This is a genomic window from Micromonospora parastrephiae (assembly GCF_016802865.1).
Classification (GTDB): domain Bacteria; phylum Actinomycetota; class Actinomycetes; order Mycobacteriales; family Micromonosporaceae; genus Micromonospora; species Micromonospora parastrephiae.
Genome location: NZ_JAEVHM010000101.1, coordinates 1 through 21,380, shown reverse-complemented (window position 1 = coordinate 21,380; position 21,380 = coordinate 1). Strand labels below are relative to the sequence as shown.

The following is a 21,380-nucleotide window of genomic DNA, read 5'->3' as shown; positions in this document are numbered from 1 at the left end:
ACCCGCCGGCCGGCAGCTGCACCGCCACGCTGCGCGACGCCACCCGATGGGGCGACCGGTTCAACAGTGAGGTGACCGTCACCGGGGCGAGCAACTGGACCGTCGTCGTCGCGGTCATCTCGCCGCAGAAGGTGTCGAACACCTGGAACGGCACCCCGAGCTGGGACAGCAGCGGGAGCGTCATGACCATGCGGTCGAACGGCAGCGGCAACGTCTTCGGCTTCACCACCATGGCCAACGGCAACTGGACCCGTCCAGAGGTGCGATCCTGCACCGCCTCCTGAGCATCACCGCACGCTGACGGGGCGGCGACGCAACGCGTCGCGCCCGTCCTCTGTGCGGTTGGCGAAGCGGGCTGATCCTGCGACGGCGCTTGGTCAGGGGTACCGGCGCACCCTGCTCAGCACACGAGCTGAGCCGGCACCGTGAAGTCTTCAGAGGCATAGAGATCGGCGACGCCACGATTGTCGTCGGCCGCGCACACGGCTGCCATCGTGTCGATGAGCGCGTCGTAGTCGGGACCGGTCTCGCCCCGGTAGGAGGCGTCCATCCGCCCCCACTCATCCCACGGCAGCATCTCGACCTTGTTCAGCGCGGCGAGGTCCTTGACCGTGTTACCGCGGATCTCCGCCGGTCCCCAGTTCCCGGTGCCGTACACACCGAACTTCGCGGCGTCGATACGGCCTTCGCGGAAGGCTGTCCACGCCTCGCCGCCGCTGAGGAACTCGCCGGTGGCGAGGTCTTCGGGCTTCGCCACGAGCGCGCCGCCCAGAATCTCGGAATCGATCCGCACCCAGCGGCCGTCGTGCCGATACTCGGTGATCCAGTGGTCCACGCCCTGCCCCGGGTGGAAATAGGTGGCGAAGCCACAGCGTGCGCGGGCCGCGATCTCGCGGTACCGCAGCAGGGCACAGCTGAGTACGGCGAAGTGGCGGCAGGTGCCGATCACGCGGCGGGCTGGATCGCGGGCGACAGTCAGCGGAGCCGGGTCGAGGGCGAGCAGGGCGCCGATGATGCCGTCGACGGTACGCAGGTGGTTCTCGGCGAACCGCTGGGCCATCGTAGGCACCGCTCCCCATGACCCGCCGCCCCTGACCATGGTGGTGGCCGTCGCCTGACGAAGACGGTGCGACGGGCGCGGTGCCGGGCCCCCGGTAGCCCGGCACCGCGACGGGTGGTGTCAGGCGACCGCGCAGGCGGCGCCGTTGAGGGTGAAGGCGGACGGTCGACCGGTGTTGCCGGTGTGGGTGGCCTGGAAGCCGACGTCGACCGAGGTGTTCGGCGCGATCGTCGCGTTGTAGGAGACGTTGCGGGCGTTCACCGTGCCGCTCGACGGGGAGTAGTTGGCGTTCCAGCCGCTGGTGATGGTCTGCCCGCCCGGCAGCGTGAACGCGAGCGCCCAACCGTTGACCGGCGTGCTGCCCGTGTTGGTCACCGACACGGACGCGGTGAGACCGCTGCTCCAGGCGTTGACCGTGTACGTGACGCGGCACCCACCCGTCGGCGGCGGGGTGGTCGGCGGCGGCGTGGTCGGCGGCGGCGTGGTGGTGGGAGGGGTGTCGCCCCCGATGCTGCCGGGCACCGACCGGAGCGCGTCGTACCAGGTGGTGGCCATCTTGCGGTAGCCGGTGGCGTTGGGGTGGACGCCGTCGGCCAGGTCGCTCAGCGTCAGGGCGCGGTACATGTCGACGAGGTGGACGCGCTTACCGGCGGCGGCCCTGGTCTGCACGATCCCGGGGATGGCCGCGTTGAACGCCCGGACCTGGGTGTCCGCGCCGGACTTGGGGATGATCGTCGCCACGAAAACGTCGGCGTTCGGGGCGGTGGTGGTGATCCGGTCGACCAGGGTGGCCAGCCGGGCCGGGGCGCCGGACGTGTCGCCGTACATGTCGTTGGTGCCGATGTGCAGCAGCACGGTGCGCGGGTTCGTGGCCCGCAGCCAGTTGACGACGTTGGCGTCGATCTGGGCGATGGTCCACCCGGAATGGCCCTCGTGGTCGTGGTCGCCGAGGCTGGAAGGGCCGTTGAACTGTGAGCCGACGAAGTCGATGCGGTAGCCACCGGCCGTGAACCGTTGCCAGAGTTCGATGCGGTATCCGCCAGCGACGTTGAATCCGTCGGTGATCGAGTCGCCGAGGGGCATCACGCGTACCCCGCCGTTGGACTCGGCGCTCGCGGGAGCCGTCGCGATCGGAACGGCGGCGGCCATGGCGGCGACGGCGGCGAGCGCTGCCCACCACAGGCGGGCCCCGCGGGGTCGCGGACCGGTGGCGGTGGTCACGGGTGCTGGAGGGGCAGGCGATGGACTGCTCATGGGACGTCCTCAGGTGGTCGGGGCGCGACGGCAGCGGCCACGACGAGGCGGGGCCGCGCGCGGTACGCGAGGGGGAGCGGCGGAACGACCAGGAGCCCGGACGTCGTCACTGGTGGTCGAACTCCGCAGCTGGCATGGCCATCGATGGTCGGTGAGCGACGGATCGATGAACCCGGCGGTGGTGTGCCCTTCACTCCGCCTGCCGGCACCATAACGTGTTATCGCTAACAGCGGCAACAGACCAACGCCCGACCACGGCTGCGAAAGGTGCTGACGGTCGCGCCAGGTGAGCGCTCACCGCTGGTTACCGTCGCGCCGGTGCGTGCCCGCTCACCGCGCCGACGCGCCCGTCGGCTGGAGCCGCGCGCCGAGCCAACGCAGCTGACGACGGACGTGGACGGCCTCGCCGCCCTCGTGGCCGTTGAACGGGTAGACATGCATTTCCCGCTCGGGCGGGACCGGTAGGCCGGCCGCGGCACCGTACTGGTTGTAGGCGGCGAAGCCGGACCTCGGCGGGCAGACGGTGTCCCGCAGGCCGATCCCGAAGTGCGCAGGCGCCGTCGCGCGCCGCGCGAGACTGACCGCATCCACGTAGGACAGGGTGCGCCACACGGCCGTCTCCGCCTCCCGGTGCACGGCCAGGTACCGGGCGATCTCGCCGTACGGCGCGAGGTCGCTGAGCCGGACGGCCCGCTGCATGTCGCAGAGGAACGGGGCGGTGGTCAGCACGGCCGCGAGATCGTCCACCAGGCCGGACACGGCCAGGGCGAGACCGCCGCCCTGACTGTTGCCAACCGCGGCAACCCGGTCCGCGTCGACCCCCGGCAGGGCGCGGACCGCCTCGACCGCCCGGACCGCGTCGGTGATCAGTCGGCGGTAGTGGTAGTCAGCCGGATCGAGGATTCCCCAGGTGACCGGCCAGGGGCCGCCGGGTGCGCCGTGCGGGTCGGGAGTGTCCCCGGCGCCGTACTGCCCCGCCTGACCCCGGTTGTCCATCAGCAGGTGGGCGTACCCGGCCACCGGCCAGGTCAGCCGCTCGTGCGGTAGGCCACGGCCGCGGCCGTAGCCGGCGTACTCCACCACGGCGGGCAGCGGACCTCGTGCGCCCGCCGGGCGGGTGTACCAGGCGCGCACGGGATCACCGCCGAAACCCGCGAACGTGACGTTCCAGGAATCCAACAGCGGCAGGTCGGTGGGCTCCGGGCGGACGTCGACGAGTACCGGTCGGGCGGTCGCCTCGGCGAGGGTGTCGCTCCAGAACTGGTCGAAGTCCTCGGGTTCGACGACGGTGGGCGAGTACCGCTCAAGTCCGTCGAGGTGGGGGGCGGAGTACGACACGGGTCCTCGCAGGGTCAGTGCGGCTGAACGGGGGGTGCGGTGCTCTCCCGGACGACCAACTCGGTCACCAGGTCGATCCGGCTGGTCGCCGGCTCGGTGCCCCGGGCCAGCTCGAGCAACATCTGGGTGGCGATGCCGGCCATGTCGCGCAGCGGCTGGTTGATGGTGGTGAGAGCCGGATCGGTCCAGGCGGAGACCGGCAGATTGTCGTACCCGATCACCGAAAGGTCCTCGGGCACGCGAAGGCCGCACTGCCGCGCGGCACGGAGCACCCCCATCGCCTGGATGTCCGAGCCGGCGAAGATGGCCGTGGGCCGGTCCGGTCGACGCAGCAGGTGCAGCCCGTGGGCGTGTCCGGTGCCCGCCGAGAAGCTGCCGTAGCGGGTCAGCTCGCGGTCGATCGGCACCCCGGCCTCCTCGTGCGCGGACTGGAAGCCGGCCGCGCGGGCGCGGCTGCAGAGCACATCGGGTGGACCGGAGATGATCGCGATCCGCCGGTGTCCCAACTCCAGCAGGTGCCGGGCGGCGAGCAGGCCACCGTTCCAGTTGTTGGACCCGACGGTGGGCACCGACGCCGAGGTCGCGCTGTCGGTGTCGACGACGACGAACGGGATGCCGTGGCGCCGCAGGTGCTGTTGCTGCGCCTCGGCCAGGTGGGAGAGGACGAACACCACCCCCAGTGGACGGTCCGCGAGCACCGCGTCGAGCCAGCGTGGCGGTGGGCGGTGCGCGCCGTCGAGTTGGGCGACGGACAGGCCGAGGCCGGCAGCGCTGGTCACCGCCTCGACGCCGCGCAGGATCTCCATCGCCCATCCGGTGTCGAACTCGTGGAACACGAGGTCCACGCGTCCTCCGCTGGACGAGGGTCGCCGATTGCGGCGCTGGTACCGGTGGCGGTCCAGACTCTCCTCGACACGCGCTCTGGTGCCGGGGGCGACATCACCTCGTCCGTTGAGGACCTTGGAGACCGTGGCGACCGAGACACCGACATCATTGGCGATGGTCGCGATGGTGGTGGAGGCGGGTGGGTCGAGCGGACGGTGCTCTGTCATCGCAGCCTCAACAGCATCCGAAAGTTTCGGAAGACCCTAACACGAAAGGTCGTTCGCGCCAGCCGATGCGGCGATCGATCCGACCCCGTTCGCGGACAGCCCCGGCCCCCGCACAACGCAGCGTCCACGATCCGCTGACAGAGTGCAGGAAGGGGCGCTCCCGGGCATAGATGAACCTCTTGACAGGTACCGGCAGGACACTTAGGTTGCCGAAAAGGTTACGCAGGTTTCCGGAAAATTTCGGATCGTGAACCATCCGCCGCGAAGCTGGCTCCATCAGGCCGCGGATGTGGCCGGAACTAAGGGGTCTCGGCATGACAAGTCAGTCGCCGGTCGACAGTGACGTAGCGCCGTGGCGCGATCCGCGGATGCCGTCGCCCGAGCGGGCCGAGGCGCTCGTGTCGCTGATGACGCTGGAGGAAAAGATCGCCCAGCTCGTCGGCGTCTGGGTCGGCGCCGAGGCCTCCGGCGAGGGCGTCGCTCCGCACCAGTCCGACATGATCGACGGCACGCCACCGTGGACCGACATCATCCAGCACGGGCTGGGCCAACTCACCCGCCCGTTCGGCACCGCGCCGGTCGACCCGGTGCTCGGCGCCCGGTCGTTGGCCGCGTCCCAGGCGCAGATCATGGCCGCCAGCCGGTTCGGAATTCCGGCGCAGGTGCACGAGGAATGCCTCACCGGGTTCGCGGCCTGGCGGGCCACCGTCTACCCCACCCCGCTGGGTTGGGGCGCTGCCTTCGATCCCGAGCTGGTCGAGGAGATGGCCGGTCGGATCGGGCGGTCGATGCGTGCCGCCGGCGTACACCAGGGGCTCGCGCCCGTCCTCGACGTCACCCGGGACTACCGCTGGGGCCGCACCGAGGAGACGATCGGCGAGGACCCGTACCTGGTGGGAACGACCGGGGCGGCGTACGTGCGGGGTCTCGAACGGGCGGGTGTCGTGGCGACCCTGAAACACTTCGCCGGCTACTCCGCCTCCCGGGGCGGGCGCAATCTCGCCCCGGTGCCGATGGGCCACCGCGAGCTGGCCGACGTGATCCTGCCGCCGTTCGAGATGGCTCTGCGGCTCGGCGGCGCGCGCTCGGTGATGAACTCCTACGCCGAGATCGACGGCCTGCCGGTCGCCGCGGACGAGGCGCTGCTGACCGGGCTGCTGCGCGACGAGTGGGGCTTCACCGGCACCGTGGTCGCCGACTACTTCGCCGTGCGCTTCCTCCAGACCCTGCACGGTGTCGCCGGGGACGCCGCGGACGCCGCCCGGCTCGCCCTGCGCGCCGGAATCGACGTCGAACTGCCCACCGTGGACGCCTTCGGCCCCCCGTTGGTGGCGGCAGTCCGTCGAGGTGACGTCGACGAGGCGCTGATCGACCGCGCGCTACGCCGGGTGCTGACCCAGAAGATCGAAATCGGTCTGCTCGACGAGGACTGGCGGGAACTGCCCGACGACGTGGCGAACCTGCGCCTCGACGACGAGACCAGCCAGGACGTCGCCGTACGCCTGGCCCGGGAGTCCGTCGTCCTGCTGCGCAACACCGGCGTGCTGCCGCTGCCCGCCGGTCAACGGGTCGCCCTGGTGGGCCCGGTCGCCGACGACCCGATGGCCCTGCTCGGCTGCTACTCCTTCCCCAACCACGTCGGCGTCCACCACAGCGAGTACGGACTCGGCCTGGACATCCCCTCACTGCGCGACGAACTGGCCCGACGGGTCCCGCTGCTCACCCACGTGCCGGGCTGCGCCGTCACCGGCGAGGACACCTCGGGCATCCCGGCGGCGGTCGCGGCGGCCGCCGCCGCCGACGTCTGCGTGCTCGCCGTCGGTGACCGAGCGGGAATGTTCGGCCGGGGCACCTCCGGCGAGGGCTGCGACGCCGCGGACCTGCGACTGCCGGGCGTTCAGGCCGAGCTGGTCCGGGCCGTCCTCGCCACCGGCACCCCGGTCGTCCTGGTGCTGATGACCGGGCGGCCGTACGCGCTCGGCCCCGAGTTCGACACGGCGGCTGCCGTGGTGCAGGCGTTCTTCCTCGGCCAGCGTGGCGGACAGGCACTCGCCGAGGTGCTCACCGGCGCGGTGAACCCGTCCGGCCGCCTACCGGTCAGCGTTCCCCGTGACGCGGGCGGTCTGCCGGGCACGTACCTGGCACCGCCGCTCGGACGTCGCAACAAGGTCTCCTCGGTCGACCCGACGCCGGCGTACCCGTTCGGCCACGGGCTGAGCTACACCACCTTCGACTGGTCCGACGCCGTCGCGGTGGGGCCGGCGGGTGAGGTGCACCCCGACGCCGGCGAGCCGGCGGTCTGGCCGGTCGACGGCGAGGCCCGGGTGCGGATCACCATCCGCAACACCGGTGCGCGGGCCGGCAGCGAGGTGGTGCAGCTCTACCTGCACGACCCGGTCGCGCAGACCACGCGCCCGGTGGTCCGGCTGGTCGGGTACACCCGGGTGCCGTTGGAGCCCGGCGAGTCGGCGCACGTGACGTTCGGCGTACCGGCCGACGTCGCGTCGTTCATCGGGCTGTCCGGCCAACGGATCGTCGAGCCCGGCGACGTCGAACTACGGCTGGGACGCTCCAGCGCCGACGCGGCGGCGACGCTGCCTCTGCGGCTCACCGGCGCCGAGCGCCAGGTCGGTCACCAGCGGGAACTGCTCACGTCGGTGCGGGTCGAGCCCCTCGTGGCCGTTCCGCACTCAGCCTAGGAGGCCGAGGATGACATCGACGTTACGGCCGCCGCCGCCGGCACCGCCCCGTGCCGCGGCGCAGTCTCCCCGCCCGGGCCCACGTCCACCGCGTCGCCGCCGAAGCTGGCGGCAGGCGCTTCGTCGGGACTGGCAGCTCTACTCGCTCGCCGTCCTGCCCCTGCTGTTCTTCCTGATCTTCCGGTACCTGCCGATGATCGGCAACATCATCGCGTTCCGGCGGTTCAAGCCGGGCGGCAGCATCTTCGGTGACTACTGGGTCGGGCTGCGCTACTTCCGGATGTTCTTCACCGACCCGACGTTCTGGGAGGTGTTCACCAACACCCTGGTGCTCGGGACGCTGACCCTGCTGTTCTGCTTCCCGCTGCCGATCATGCTGGCGCTGCTGCTCAACGAGGTGCGCACCCGGCGGCTCAAGCGGTTCGTCCAGTCGGTGTCGTACCTGCCGCACTTCCTGTCGATCGTCATCGTGGCGGCCATGGTCATGCAGTTGACCTCGATCGACGGCACCGTCAACCAACTCGTCCAGGCCGCCGGCGGCGAAGCGGTACCGTTCCTGCAGCGAGCCGAGTGGTTCCGGACGATCTACGTGTCGTCCGAGGTCTGGCAGACCGTCGGCTGGGGCACCATCCTCTACCTCGCCGCGCTCACGACCGTCGACGACGACCTGTACGAGGCGGCCCGGATCGACGGCGCCAACCGGTGGCGGCAGACCTGGCACGTCACGCTCCCGGGTATTCGGCCGACGATGGTGACGCTGCTGATCCTCAACGTCGGCAGCTTCATGGCGGTCGGTTTCGAGAAGATCCTTCTGCTCTACAACCCTCTGACCTATCCCACCGCCGACGTCCTCTCCACCTACCTGTTCCGGATGGGCTTCGGGTCCAGCAACTTCAGCTACGCCGCGGCCATCGGGCTGTTCGAGGCGGTGATCGGGCTCGTGCTGGTCCTGTCGGCGAATCTGATCGCCCGCCGCACGGTGGGGACGAGCCTGTGGTGACCGTCGACACCGCGGCGACGGCCAGCGAGAGCACGCGGTCCACCGGCGACCGGCGGCGCGGTATCCGCCCGACCCGGGGCTACCGCGTCTTCCAGGCGGTCAACGCGGTGGTGCTGACCGCTGTGGTGGTGCTGACGCTGTACCCGTTCGTCAACGTCGTGGCGCGCTCCCTCAGCGATGAGGGGTACATCATCGCCGGCCAGGTCAACCTGGTGCCCCGAGGGTTCAACACGGACACCTACCGGCTGGTGCTGTCCGACTCCCTGTTCTGGACGAACTACCGCAACACCGTCGTCTACACGGTCGTCGCCACGCTCATCTCCATCGTGCTCACCACCTGCTACGCCTACGTCTTGTCCAAGAAGCAGCTGCGGGGACGCACCACGCTGGTCGGTATCGCGGTGTTCACCATGTTCTTCTCCGGTGGCCTGATCCCCAACTACGTGCTGGTCACCAGCCTGGGCATGAAGAACACGGTCTGGGCCATCGCGCTGCCCAACGCGATCAACGTGTTCAACCTGCTGGTGATGAAGGCGTTCTTCGAGAGTCTGCCGGTGGAACTGGAGGAGGCCGCCGCCGTCGACGGGCTCAACACCTACGGGATCCTGCTCCGCATCGTGCTGCCCCTGTCGAAGGCGATCGTCGCCACGATGCTGCTGTTCTACGCCGTGGCGTTCTGGAACTCCTGGTTCGCCGCCTTCCTGTACCTGGACCGGCAGGAGTTGTGGCCGGTGACCATCTACCTGCGCAACCTGATCGCCGGCGCCACCGGTGCGGAGAACGTCGGGGCGATCGCCGAGGCCGACGAGGTGCAGGCCGAGGCGACGCTCAAGGCCGTGACGATCGTGCTCACCACCCTGCCCATCCTCCTGGTCTACCCCTTCGTCCAGCGGTACTTCGTCCGCGGCGTGATGCTCGGCGCCGTCAAGGGCTAGCCAGCGTGTCCACCCGTCCCCTTATCGAAAGGACCGCCATGTTCCACCGATCGTGGCGCCGCGTCGCGACAGTCACCGCCGTGCTGCTCGCGGCCACCAGCATCGCCGCCTGTAGCGAGGATCCGTCCGACGCCAAGGACCTGTCGGAGAACCGGGCCGGCGCGATGTCCGACTACGGCATCGGCAAACAGTTCAAGGCGAGCGAGCCGGTCTCCTTCTCCATCCTGTACAACAACCACCCGAACTACCCGCTGCGCGACGACTGGCTCTTCTGGTCGGAACTGAAGTCGCGGGCCAACGTCACGCTGTCGCCGGTGGCCGTGCCGCTGAGCGACTACGAGCAGAAGCGCAGCCTGCTGATCGGCGCGGGTGACGCTCCGATGATCATCCCGAAGACCTATCCCAGCCAGGAGGACGCCTACGTCTCCTCCGGTGCGGTCCTGCCGGTCAGCGACTACCTGGACCTGATGCCGAACCTGCAGGACAAGATCTCGCGGTGGAACCTCAAGCCCGAGATCGACGGGCGGCGTCAGGAGGACGGCAAGTTTTACGTGTTGCCCGGGCTGCACGAGAAGCCCTGGCAGGACTACTCGCTGGCGGTCCGGACGACATCCTCGACGAACTGAACCTGACGGCCCCGAAGACCTGGGACGAGCTGTACACCGTCCTCAAGGCGATGAAGGCCAGATACCCGAACGTGTACCCGTTCTCCGACCGCTGGAGCAAGCCCAACCCGGCCGGCAACCTGCTCAACATCCTGGCCGTGTCCTACGGACTCCAGGGCGCCGGCTGGAACTTCCAGCACACCAGCTGGGACGCCACCGCCAAGAAGTTCGTCTACACCGGCGCCACGGAGCAGTACAAGCAGATGCTCCAGTACCTCAACAAGCTGGTGTCCGAGAAGCTGCTCGACCCGGAGAGCTTCACCCAAGCCGACGACCAGGCCCGGCAGAAGCTCGCCAACAGCAAGTCGTTCGTGATCAGCGCCAACGCCCAGGCGGTCGTCAACGACTACCGACCGGACCTGGCGAAGACCAACCCGAAGGCGAAGATCGTCAAGATCCCTCTGCCGATCGGCCCGGCCGGTGAGGTCAACCCCGCCAACCGGCTGGAGAACGGCGTGATGATCTCCTCGAAGGCCCGGGACAGCAAGAACTTCGTGGCGATGATGCAGTTCATCGACTGGCTCTGGTATTCCGACGCTGGCCAGGAGTTCGCCAAGTGGGGTGTCGAGGGCAAGACGTTCGTCAGGGACGCCAGCGGCAAGCCCACGTTGGCCCCCGACGTCAACGTCATCGGCCTCCACCCCAATGCGCCGAAGCACCTGCAGAAGGACTTCGGCTTCTACAACGGGGTCTTCGCCTACGGCGGCAAACCGGAGCTGGTGCAGGGGTTCTTCTCCCCGGAGGAGCAGGAGTTCCAGAAGGTCATGAACGCCCGTACCCCGGTCGTGGTGCCTCCGCCGCACCCGTTGAACGACGAGGAACGGGAGCAGGCGTCGCTGTGGGAGACGCCGCTGCGCGACCACGTCTACCAGGCGACTCTGCAGTTCGCGCTCGGCCAGCGTGACTTCGCCCAGTGGGACGCCTACGTGACCGAGCTCAAGGGCAAGAACATGGACTCCTACCTGGATCTCGTCAACAAGGCCTACGAGCGCTACCAGAAGGACCACCGCTGACCGGCGGCCGGTCCGGTGACGACCGCCGTCACCGGACCGGCCGAGCACCGTGGCCGGTGCGCCCCGTCGAAGAGGAAGACGATGACCCGGATCACCGTTCCCGACCAGCCCACCGGCCGTCTCACCGACGCCTGGCGACGCTGCGTCGGCACCGGCCGTTTCGAGTTGGCTCTGCGCCGCGACTACCAGGACTCGCTGGCGCTCGTCCAGCGCGACATCGGCTTCCGGCACATCCGGGGACACGGGCTGCTCAGCGACGGCGTCGGCGTGCACCGTCCGTACGACCACGTCGGCGAGCGCCACGTGCACCACTCGTTCACCTACGTCGACCAGGTCGTCGACGCGTACCTCGACCTGGGCATCCGGCCGTTCGTGGAGCTGGGCTTCATGCCCTCGGGTCTGGCCTCCGGCGACCAGACCGTCTTCTGGTGGCGGGGCAACGTCACGCCGCCCCGGTCGTGGTCACAATGGGCGGACCTGGTCCGCGCCACGGTCGCCCACCTGGTCGACCGCTACGGTCTCGACGAGGTCCGCAGCTGGCCGATCGAGGTGTGGAACGAGCCCAACCTGGAGCCCTTCTGGCAGGGCGCCGACCGCGGCGCCTACCACCGCCTGTACGAGGTGAGCGCGCACGCCGTCAAGGAGGTCGACGCGTCGTTGCAGGTCGGCGGGCCGGCGATCTCCCCGGGTGCGGACGGGTGGCTCGTGCCGTTCGCCGAGTTCGTCACCGACCGCCAGGTGCCTGTCGACTTCGTCAGCCGGCACGCGTACACGTCCGGGCCGGGCCAGCACGTCCCGTTCGGCACCCACCAGACCCTCGCCCCGGCGACGGAACTGCTCACCCAGTTCGCCGCGCCCCGCCGACACCTGGCCGGCACCGCTCTGGCGGACCTGCCGGTGCACATCACCGAGTTCAACTCGTCCTACCGGCCGGACAACCCGATCCACGACACGGCGTTCCACGCCGCCTACCTCGCACCCGTGCTGGCCGCCGGCGGCGACCTGGTGGACTCCTTCTCGTACTGGACCTTCAGCGACATGTTCGAGGAGGTGGGGATCCCGACCGACCACCTGGTCACCCGCCACACCGACGGCCGGATCGCCGTGCTGGCCTGGGCGCCGGTGGATGTCACCGGACTGTCACCGGCACCGGACCGGCATCCGGTGGCGCTGTCGATCCCCCTCGGCCCGGCCGGCACGACATCGGCTTTCCTGCTCCGCTCCTCGGTCAGCGAAGAGGCGGGCAACGCGTGGGCGGCCTGGGCCGAGATGGGCCGCCCGCGCTCACCGGCTGCCCGCCAGCTCGACGCGCTGCGGGAGGCCGCCGAGCCGGCCCGGACGCATCGTGCGCTGCCGGTCGCCGCCGGCCGGGTCGAGGTGGACCTCACGCTCACCCGGCACGAGGTGACCCTGGTCGAGCTGAGCCCGGTGGTGGACGAGACGCCGCCGTGGTGGGACGCCACCCGCCTGCTCGGCCTGCCGGCCGAGACCGATCGGAAGGAGTAGCCGTGAGCGCCGCACACGCCTGGCGACAGTTCGGCGACGGACCGCTGTCGCGGGCCGCCTCCCGGGTCTACATCCTGCTCGTGGTCGAGCTGCTCTTCCTGCTCACCACCCTGCCCGGCCTGCTTCCGCTTCTCCTTCTCGGCCGCGACCCCAGCAACCTGCCGCTGGTGGCGCTCTTCCTGGTGCCGGTCGGCCCGGCGGTCTCCGCCGCCGCGTACGCCCTGCGCCACCAGCGGCCCGACCTGACGGACCTGCACCCCGCCGCCGTGTTCTGGCGGGGCTACCGGACCAGCGTGTCCGGCGCGCTGCGGGTCTGGGTGCCGGCGCTGCTGTGGCTGACGGTGCTCGCCGTGAACGTCGCCTACCTGCGTACGGTCGGCCTGCCGGGTTGGTGGGTGGTGCCGCTGGCCCTGATCGCGGTGGGGGTGACGCTCTGCGCGGCCAACGCGCTGCTGATCACCGCGCTGTTCGAATTCCGCACCCGCGACGTGCTCCGCCTGGCCGTGCACTTCCTCCTGCGTACCCCCGGTGTCACCGTGGGCAACGCCCTGCTGCTGGCCGCGGCGGCCGGGATCACGGCGGTGTTCTCCGAGGCGGTGCTGGCGATGCTCGCCTCGGTCGCGGTCCTGGCGTTCCTGCGCGTTGGCGACCCGATGATCCACCTGATCCGCAAGGAGTTCACCGCATGACTCTGCCCGTCACCGCCAAGGTGCCCTTCGGCGGCGACTACAACCCGGAACAGTGGCCCGAGGACGTGTGGAAGCAGGACTACCGGCTCTTCGACGCCGCCCGGATCGACCTGGTCACCGTGGGCGTGTTCGACTGGGCGCTGATTCAGCCCGCCGAGGACACCTACGACTTCGCACTGCTCGACCGGATCGTCGAGCGGGCGGCCGCCGAGGGGCGCGGCATCTGCCTCGCGACCGGCACCGGTGCGCACCCGCCGTGGCTGGCGAAGGCGTACCCGGAGGTGACCCGCACCGACTTCGAGGGCCGAAAGCACCGCTTCGGCCAGCGACACAACTCCTGCCCCAGCTCACCGGTCTTCCGTCGGCTCTCCGCCGAGCTGGCCCGCCGGGTTGCCCGCCGTTACGCCGACGACCCGGCGGTGGTCGCCTGGCACGTCGGCAACGAGTACGGCGGCGCCTGCTACTGCGACCTCTGCGCCGCCGGTTTCCGCGACTGGCTGCGCCACCGCTACGGCACCCTCGACGAGCTGAACGCGGCCTGGTACGCGACGTTCTGGTCGCACACGTTCACCGACTGGGAGCAGATCGAGCCGCCGTCGGCGCTGACCGAGCACTGGCGTGGCCCGGACCACACCGCCTTCCAGGGCATCACCCTGGACTACCTGCGGTTCACCTCGGACGCGATGCTGACCAACTTCCGCGACGAGAAGGCCGCCATCCGCGAGTCCAGCCCGGACCTGCCGGTGACCACCAACTTCATGGGCATGTACCGGCCGATCGACTACCACCGCTGGGCCGAGCACCTGGACTTCGCGTCCTGGGACAACTACCCGCCGGACGACGGGTCGGCGGCCCGGATGGCGCTGACCCACGACCTGATCCGCGGGCTCAAGGACGGCCAACCGTTCTGGCTGATGGAACAGACCCCGAGCGTCACCGCCTGCCGGGACGTCAACCCGCTGAAGCGGCCCGGCCTGATGCGACTGTGGAGCTGGCAGGCGGTGGCACACGGCGCCGACGCCGTGCTCTTCTTCCAGCTGCGCGCCTCCCGGGGAGCCAGCGAGAAGTACCACGGCGCGGTCATCGGTCACGCCGGACGCTCCGACACGCGGGTCTTCCGCGAGGTCGCCGAGCTGGGGGCGGAGTTGGACCGGCTCGGCCCCGCGTCGCTGGGCGCGCGGACACCGGCCCGGGTGGCGTTGCTCTTCGACTGGGACAGCTGGTGGGCGTTGGAGATCTCCGACGGGCCTTCCCGGCTGGTTCGCTACCAGCAGGTCGTGCTGGCGTACCACCGGGCGCTCTGGGACGCCGGCGTGGACCTGGACGTGGTCGCGGTGACCGCCGACCTGTCCCGCTACGAGGTGGTCGTCGCACCGGCCCTGCACATGATCAAGGCTGACCTGCCGCAGCGCCTGGAGGCGGTTGCGGCGCGTGGCGGGTCCGTGCTGACCACGTACCTGTCGGGTCGGGTCGACGAGAACGACCAGGCGTTCCTCATGGACGTGCCGGGACCGCTCGGGCAGCTGACGGGTGTCCGCGTCGACGAGTGGGACGCGCGCGGTCCGGAGGTGGTCAACCCGGTGCGCCTCGGCACCGGCGCCGACCAGGTCGACGTCGAGGCGCGGCTGCTGTTCGAGCTGGTGGTCCCGCAGGGCGCGGAGGTGCTCGGCACCTACCAGGCCGACTTCTACGCGGGCACCCCGGCGGTGACCCGCAACTCCTTCGGCGCCGGCGACGGCTGGTACGTGGCCGCCGGACTGGACCAGGCCGGCGTCTCCTGGGTGGTCCGGCAGGTGCTGGCGCGCCACGACGTGCTCGGGCCGTATCCCGACGTGCCGGACCTGGAATCCGCCGTCCGGGTCGCGCCGGACGGGTCGCGGCTGCTGTTCCTGCTCAACCACCGCGCCGAGCCGGTCGAGGTCGCCGCCCGGATCGGCGGCGTGGACCTGCTCACCGGTGACCGGACGGAGACGGGCTCGGCGCTGCGGCTGCCGGCGTACGGCGTCGTGGTGATGCGGGAGGACAGGTGAGCGCGGACGAGTCGGTGGAACTGGAGGAGCCGGTGTTCGTGGCAGAGCCGCTGGGCGTGGACGAGGAGCCGCGCGTGCACGCCGCCTGGCTGCCACCGGAGGCGTTCCGGGCGCTCGGCGCGCGTCGCGTCCTCGTGCACGGTGACGGGTTGCTCGTCGACACCGTCCTCGACGAGGTGGCGCGTGCCTGCGCGCGCTACGGCGGGCGGGTGTGGCATTCCCCCTCGTGGAACGTCGACGTCGACCTGGTGCTGGCCCTGCGCGGCGCCGCTGAGCTGCCCAACCCAACGGTGGAGGCTGCCCGGTCGGCGGGGGAGGCGGCGCTCGTCGAGATCGGCGACGGCGAGACGCTCGGCGACGAGGGATTCCTGCTGGCACGGGCCGGCGAGGTGACCGCGGTGCTGGCCGACGCGCCCGCCGGCCTGCTGTACGGGCTGTTCCACCTGGTCCGGCTCTGCGCGGCGGCCTTCGACCCGGATCGCCCGCCGGAGCGGCACCGGCCGGCGCTGCGCCGGCGGATGCTGAACCACTGGGACAACGTGGCCGTGCACCCGGTGATGGGCCAGGTCGAACGGGGGTACGCGGGCGGCTCGATCTTCTGGCGCGACGGCGGTCCGCGCGGCGACCTGGCCCGGGTGCGGGAGTACGGGCGGCTGCTGGCGGCCAGCGGCGTCAACGCGATCTCGGTGAACAACGTCAACGTCGCCCGCACCGAGGCGCTGCTGCTCACCGATCGGCTCGGCGACGTCGCCGAGATCGCGGACGTGCTGCGCCCGTACGGCATCCGGGTGCACCTGTCGGTCAGCTTCGCCGCGCCGGTGGTCCTCGGCGGACTGCGACCGCCGACCCGGTCGACGAGGCGGTACGGACTGGTGGGCCGCCACCACCCGCCGCGTGTACGAGCGCATCCCGGACTTCGGCGGCTACGTGGTGAAGGCCGACTCGGAGGGGCAACCCGGCCCGTTCACGTACGGGCGCGACCACGCCGACGGGGCGAACCTGCTCGCCGAGGCCCTCGCTCCGCACGGGGGAGTGGTGCACTGGAGGGCGTTCGTCTACAACCACCACCAGGACTGGCGGGACCGGTCCACCGACCGGGCGCGGGCCGCGTACGACCATTTCACCCCGCTGGACGGACGGTTCCGCGCCAATGTGGTCGTGCAGGTGAAGTTCGGCCCGGTGGACTTCCAGACGCGGGAGCCGGTCTCGCCGGTGCTCGCCGCGATGCCGGCGACCCGGCTGGCGCTGGAGTTGCAGGTCACCCAGGAGTACACGGGCCAGCAGCGGCACGTCTGCCATCTCGGCTCCTGGTGGGGTGAGGTGTTGCGCTTCGCCCCGTGGGGTCCGGGTGGACGGACGATCGCCGACGTGGCCATCGGGGAGGCGGGTGCGGGTGGTGGCCTGGTCGCCGTCGCCAACACCGGCGACGACCCCTTCTGGACCGGACACCCCTTGGCGCAGGCCAACCTGTACACGTTCGGCCGGCTCGCCTGGGACCCACGGCTGGACCCGACGGCGGTCCTCGACGAGTGGATGATGCTGACCTTCCCGCCGTCGGCGACCGCCGAACCGGAGCTGGTGAGACGGACGCTGCACGAGATCATGGACGACTCGTGGCGTACCTACGAGCGGTACACCGCCCCGCTGGGTGTCGGCTTCATGGTTCACCCCGGCGACCACTACGGTCCCGACGTCGACGGGTACGAGTACTCGCGGTGGGGCACCTACCACTTCGCCGACCGCGACGGCGTCGGTGTGGACCGCAGTCGCGCATCGGGCACCGGCTTCGCCGGGCAGTACCCGCCGTACTGGGCGCAGGTGTACGAGTCGCCGCGCACGTGCCCCGACGAGCTGCTGCTCTTCTTCCACCACGTCCCGTACTCCCACGTCCTGCACAGCGGGTCGACAGTCATCCAGCACATCTACGACACCCACTTCGCGGGCGTCGAGGAGGTGGAGGCGATGCGGCGGCGGTGGCGGACGCTCAACGGGATGATCGATCCGGCGGTGTACGAGCGGGTGGCCGAGCGTCTCGACGAGCAGGTGCGCTGCGCCATTGAGTGGCGCGACCAGATCAACACGTACTTCTTCCGCAAGTCCGGAGTTCCGGACGCGCGGGGGCGGCGCATCTACTGACCCGGCCGGCCCGATCGGGCCGGCCGGGACGTCGACGGTGTCGCGCTCACCACGGGTGCACGGTGCCGTCCTCCAACCTGTTCACCGGCAGGTACGCCGGCGCGTACGGATACCGCGCCGCCGCCTCCTCGTCGATGTCGACGCCGAGGCCGGGGGCTTCGGCGGGATGCAGGTAGCCGTCGGCGTAGTGGTAGCCGTGCGGGAACACCTCGTCGGTCTGCGCGGTGTGCCGCATGTACTCCTGGAGCCCGAAGTTGGGGATGGAGATGTCGAGTTGCAGAGCCGCGGCCATGCAGACGGGGGAGAGGTCGGTGGCCCCGTGTGATCCGCTGCGGACGTGGTGCAGCGCCGCGAGGTCGAAGATGCGGCGCAGGTGGGTGATTCCGCCGGCGTGCACCACCGTGGTCCGGATGTAGTCGATGAGCTGTTCCCGGATGAGCTGGGCGGCGTCGAAGACGCTGTTGAAGACCTCGCCGACCGCGACCGGGGTGGTGGTGTGCTGCCGGATCAACCGGAAGCCCTCCTGAAGGTCGGCGGGGACCGGATCCTCCATCCAGGTCAGCGCGTAGGGCTCCAGGCTGCGACCGAGCCGGGCCGCCTCGATCGGGGTGAGCCGGTGGTGCACGTCGTGCAGCAGCCGCAGGGTGGGGCCGAACTCGTCGCGAACCCGGGCGAACACGGTCGGCACGTGCGACAGGTAACGCTGCGTCGACCAGGTGGCCTCGCTGGGCAGCGCGGCGTCGGCCGGCTCGTAGAAGAGCTTGTCGGCGCTGACTCCGTACGTCTTGGGCAGGCCCGGTACGCCACACTGCACCCGCACGGCGCGGTAGCCGAGGTCGATGTAGCGGGCGACCTCCACCAGCACCTCCTCGACGGTCTCGCCGTTGGCGTGGCCGTACACGGTGACGCCCTCGCGGGAACGGCCGCCGAGCAGCTGGTAGACGGGCAGGCCGGCGACCTTGCCCTTGATGTCCCACAGGGCGGTGTCCACGGCGGCGATCGCGCTCATCGTGACCGGCCCACGCCGCCAGTACGCCCCCTGGTACAGGTACTGCCAGGTGTCCTCGATGCGGGCCGGGTCCCGGCCGATCAGCAGCGGCGCCACGTGGTCGCGCAGGTACGACACGACGGCCAACTCCCGGCCGTTGAGGGTGGCGTCTCCGACGCCGGTGACGCCCTCGTCCGTGACGATCTTGAGGGTGACGAAGTTGCGGCCCGGACAGGTCACGATGACCCGGGCGTCGACGATCTTCACTCGATCTCCTTCGTGCCCACGGGGCCTCTGCGGGCGCGCGTAGGGGGGTGACGCGAGGGATGTGGGAAGCCCGACACGTTTCGAGAACGTCCCGATAATAGCCCGCCATCGAGGCCCGGCGAAGCCTCCCGTCGCCGCGGCCAGGTGCGCAGGTGGGCAGTGGAACCCGTACGGCGAAAGGTTTCCGGAAGTCTTGACAATCGAGTGTCCTCGATCGAAGCTGACGTGGTCACGCGAGCCGCGGTCAGGGTCGGGCGAAGGGCAGTCCTCGACTTGCTCCTCTTCCATGCGCCAATTCCCCGAGGAATCGCGAACGATGACACTCAAGACAAGGCTGCTCGGCGCCGTCATGGCGGCCCTCACGCTGGCCGCCGCCGCGTTGACATTCGCCACGCCAGCATCGGCGGCGACGCTGACGCAGGTGACCGGCTTCGGCACCAACCCCACCAACCTCCAGATGCACCTGTACGTCCCGGACCGGGTGGCGTCACGACCGGCGATCCTGCTCGCCCTGCACTACTGCACCGGCTCGGGCCCGGCGTTCCATTCCGGCACCCAGTACGCGTCCCTCGCGGACCGGTACGGGTTCATCGTGATCTACCCGTCGGTGACCCGTAGCAGCAGGTGCTGGGACGTCGCCTCACCGCAGGCCCTGCGCCGCGGCGGGGGCAGCGACCCGGTCGGGCTCATGTCGATGGTCGACTACGTGCGGCAGCGGTACGCCGCCGACCCGGCGCGGATCTTCGCCACCGGCACCTCGTCCGGGGCGATGATGACGAACGTCATGCTGGGTGACTACCCGGACGTCTTCGCGGCGGGCGCGTCCTTCGCCGGAGTGCCGTTCGGCTGCTTCGCCACCGGGGGCAGCTCCGAGTGGAACAGCGAGTGCGCCAACGGGCAGCTCATCAAGACCGCCCAGCAGTGGGGCGATCTGGTCCGCGGGGCGTACCCCGGTTACACCGGCCAGCGGCCACGGATGCAGATCTGGCACGGCACCAACGACGAGACACTGCGCTACCCGAACTTCGGCGAGCAGGTCAAGCAGTGGACCAACGTGCACGGGTTGAGCCAGACCCCGACGTACACCGACTCGCCGCAGTCCGGCTACACCCGCACCCGGTACGGCAGCAGCGGCCCGATGGCGCCGGTCGAGGCGATCAGCATGCAGGGTGTCTCGCACAACCTGCCGGTCGACGCCGCCCAGGTGATCCGCTTCTTCGGGCTGGACGGCACCACGCCGCCTCCCACGACCCCGCCTCCGACTACCACGCCGCCGCCTACCACGCCGCCTCCGACGACTCCGCCGCCTCCGACGACTCCGCCGCCGACCGAGGGTGGATGCCGGGTCGGCTACACGGTCAACGCCTGGAGCAACGGCCTCACCGCGAGCGTGACCGTCACCAACACCGGTACGGCCCCCGTGAACGGGTGGAACCTGACCTTCACGCTGCCCACCGGACAGCGCATCACCAGCGGTTGGAACGCGCAGTACTCCCCGACCAGCGGCGCGGTGACCGCCCGCAACGTCTCCTACAACGCCACCATCGCCCCGAACACGTCGGTCGACATCGGTTTCCAGGCCAGCCATGAGGGCGGCACCGGCAAACCGTCGTCGTTCGCCCTGAACGGCGCCGCCTGCTCGGTGGCCTGAGTCCAATTGCCACACCATCCAGAAGGAGTCGCACGATGAGAAGAACGACGTGGAAGGCGGCATCCAGAGCCGCCCTCGCGGTGACCGGAGCGGGCGCCATCGCCGCCGGAATGGCGCTGTTCTCGGTGGCACCCGCCGCCGCCGGGACGACCCTTGGCGCGTCGGCTGCGGAGAAGGGTCGGTATTTCGGTACGGCGGTGGCGGCGGGTCGGTTGTCGGATAGCGCGTACACGACGATTTTGAACCGTGAGTTCAATATGGTGACGCCTGAGAACGAGATGAAGATCGACGCGACGGAGCCGCAGCAGGGTCGGTTCAGTTACGGTGCGGCGGAGCAGATCGTCAATCACGCGCGTAGTCGCGGGATGAACGTTCGGGGTCACACTCTGGCGTGGCATTCGCAGCAGCCGGGCTGGATGCAGAGTATGAGTGGTAGCGCGTTGCGGCAGGCGATGTTGAATCATGTGACGCAGGTGGCGACCCATTTCCGGGGTCAGGTCGTGGCGTGGGATGTGGTGAACGAGGCGTTTGCCGATGGTAGTTCCGGTGCGCGTCGTGACTCGAATTTGCAGCGTACGGGTAATGACTGGATCGAGGCGGCGTTCCGGGCGGCGCGGGCGGCGGATCCGGGTGCGAAGTTGTGTTACAACGACTACAACACGGATAACTGGACGCACGCGAAGACGCAGGCTGTGTACACGATGGTGCGGGATTTCAGGTCTCGTGGTGTGCCGATCGACTGTGTGGGGTTCCAGTCGCACTTCAACAATGATTCGCCGTATGTGAGTAACTACCGCACGACGTTGTCGAGTTTCGCGGCGTTGGGTGTGGATGTGCAGATCACCGAGTTGGACATCCAGGGTGCTCCGGCGGCGACGTATCGCAGTGTGGTGGAGGACTGCCTGGCGGTGGCGCGGTGTAACGGGATCACGGTGTGGGGGATCCGGGACAGTGACTCGTGGCGGGCTTCGCAGACGCCGTTGTTGTTCACCAGCAGTGGTGCGAAGAAGCCGGCGTACGACGCGGTCCTCGCGGCGTTGAACAACGGCACCACCCCACCGACCACCCCACCGCCCACCACCCCGCCGCCGACCACC

Annotated in this window: 16 protein-coding genes and 2 pseudogenes; 13 read left to right on the top strand and 5 right to left on the bottom strand. The window is 70.1% G+C overall.

Annotated elements, in window-relative coordinates; genetic code table 11:
• Positions 1-284: pseudogene (locus JNW91_RS19570) on the top strand (polysaccharide deacetylase family protein); the annotation flags it as partial.
• Positions 285-400: 116 nt separating this feature from the next.
• Here JNW91_RS19570 and JNW91_RS19565 read toward each other — a convergent pair.
• The 4 genes from JNW91_RS19565 to JNW91_RS19550 form a co-directional block, all read right to left on the bottom strand.
• The gene (locus JNW91_RS19565; RefSeq protein WP_203176984.1) at positions 401-1,060 is read right to left on the bottom strand and encodes a transglutaminase domain-containing protein; all 660 of its coding nucleotides are present in this window, start codon (positions 1,058-1,060) and stop codon (positions 401-403) included.
• A 120-nt stretch (positions 1,061-1,180) separates the two neighbouring features.
• Positions 1,181-2,281 carry a cellulose binding domain-containing protein gene (locus JNW91_RS19560; RefSeq protein WP_407664352.1) on the bottom strand — a complete coding sequence of 367 codons (1,101 nt, stop codon included), beginning with the start codon at positions 2,279-2,281 and terminating at the stop codon, positions 1,181-1,183.
• A gap of 363 nt (positions 2,282-2,644) precedes the next feature.
• On the bottom strand, positions 2,645-3,652 hold the full coding sequence (locus JNW91_RS19555; protein ID WP_203176982.1) for an acetylxylan esterase: 1,008 nt from the start codon (positions 3,650-3,652) through the stop codon (positions 2,645-2,647).
• A 14-nt stretch (positions 3,653-3,666) separates the two neighbouring features.
• Positions 3,667-4,704, bottom strand: a complete 1,038-nt coding sequence (locus JNW91_RS19550; protein WP_203176981.1) for a LacI family DNA-binding transcriptional regulator — start codon at positions 4,702-4,704, stop codon at positions 3,667-3,669.
• A 314-nt stretch (positions 4,705-5,018) separates the two neighbouring features.
• On the opposite strand from JNW91_RS19550, the gene JNW91_RS19545 reads away from it, so the two are divergent.
• The 10 genes and pseudogenes from JNW91_RS19545 (at position 5,019) to JNW91_RS33645 (ending at position 17,377) form a co-directional block, all read left to right on the top strand.
• A complete protein-coding gene (locus JNW91_RS19545; RefSeq protein WP_203176980.1) occupies positions 5,019-7,403 on the top strand; it encodes a beta-xylosidase/alpha-l-arabinosidase in 2,385 nt (794 codons plus the stop codon).
• A 10-nt stretch (positions 7,404-7,413) separates the two neighbouring features.
• Positions 7,414-8,403, top strand: a complete 990-nt coding sequence (locus tag JNW91_RS19540) for an ABC transporter permease (RefSeq protein ID WP_203176979.1) — start codon at positions 7,414-7,416, stop codon at positions 8,401-8,403.
• Entirely contained in the window at positions 8,400-9,338 is a 939-nt protein-coding gene (locus JNW91_RS19535; protein ID WP_203176978.1) for a carbohydrate ABC transporter permease, read from the top strand. The genes JNW91_RS19540 and JNW91_RS19535 overlap by 4 nt, the downstream gene beginning before the upstream one ends.
• Positions 9,339-9,376: 38 nt before the next feature.
• On the top strand, positions 9,377-9,964 hold the full coding sequence (locus tag JNW91_RS32480) for a type 2 periplasmic-binding domain-containing protein (protein ID WP_238425311.1): 588 nt from the start codon (positions 9,377-9,379) through the stop codon (positions 9,962-9,964).
• Positions 9,916-11,016, top strand: a complete 1,101-nt coding sequence (locus tag JNW91_RS32475; protein WP_309244425.1) for an extracellular solute-binding protein — start codon at positions 9,916-9,918, stop codon at positions 11,014-11,016. The genes JNW91_RS32480 and JNW91_RS32475 overlap by 49 nt, the downstream gene beginning before the upstream one ends.
• An 81-nt stretch (positions 11,017-11,097) precedes the next feature.
• Complete coding sequence (locus tag JNW91_RS19525) at positions 11,098-12,522, top strand: GH39 family glycosyl hydrolase (RefSeq protein WP_203176977.1); 1,425 nt, start codon at positions 11,098-11,100, stop codon at positions 12,520-12,522.
• A gap of 2 nt (positions 12,523-12,524) precedes the next feature.
• Positions 12,525-13,211, top strand: a complete 687-nt coding sequence (locus tag JNW91_RS19520; protein ID WP_203176976.1) for a DUF624 domain-containing protein — start codon at positions 12,525-12,527, stop codon at positions 13,209-13,211.
• Complete coding sequence (locus JNW91_RS19515) at positions 13,208-15,241, top strand: beta-galactosidase (protein WP_203176975.1); 2,034 nt, start codon at positions 13,208-13,210, stop codon at positions 15,239-15,241. The genes JNW91_RS19520 and JNW91_RS19515 overlap by 4 nt, the downstream gene beginning before the upstream one ends.
• Before the next feature lie 518 nt (positions 15,242-15,759).
• Positions 15,760-16,020: pseudogene (locus JNW91_RS33180) on the top strand (alpha-glucuronidase); the annotation flags it as partial.
• Between the two features lie 115 nt (positions 16,021-16,135).
• Positions 16,136-17,377 carry a hypothetical protein gene (locus tag JNW91_RS33645; RefSeq protein WP_309244424.1) on the top strand — a complete coding sequence of 414 codons (1,242 nt, stop codon included), beginning with the start codon at positions 16,136-16,138 and terminating at the stop codon, positions 17,375-17,377.
• Between the two features lie 46 nt (positions 17,378-17,423).
• Here the strand turns inward: JNW91_RS33645 and manD are convergent, their stop codons facing one another.
• Positions 17,424-18,632, bottom strand: coding sequence for a D-mannonate dehydratase ManD (manD, locus tag JNW91_RS19505; protein WP_203176974.1), 1,209 nt, complete (start codon positions 18,630-18,632; stop codon positions 17,424-17,426).
• 316 nt (positions 18,633-18,948) lie between these two features.
• Between manD and JNW91_RS19500 the strand changes: the two genes are divergently transcribed.
• Positions 18,949-20,283 (top strand): extracellular catalytic domain type 1 short-chain-length polyhydroxyalkanoate depolymerase, encoded by a 1,335-nt coding sequence (locus JNW91_RS19500; protein WP_203176973.1) that lies wholly within the window; start codon positions 18,949-18,951, stop codon positions 20,281-20,283.
• A gap of 35 nt (positions 20,284-20,318) precedes the next feature.
• Positions 20,319-21,380, top strand: a 1,062-nt coding sequence (locus JNW91_RS19495; protein WP_203176972.1) for an endo-1,4-beta-xylanase, incomplete at its 3' end; no start/stop codon positions are given.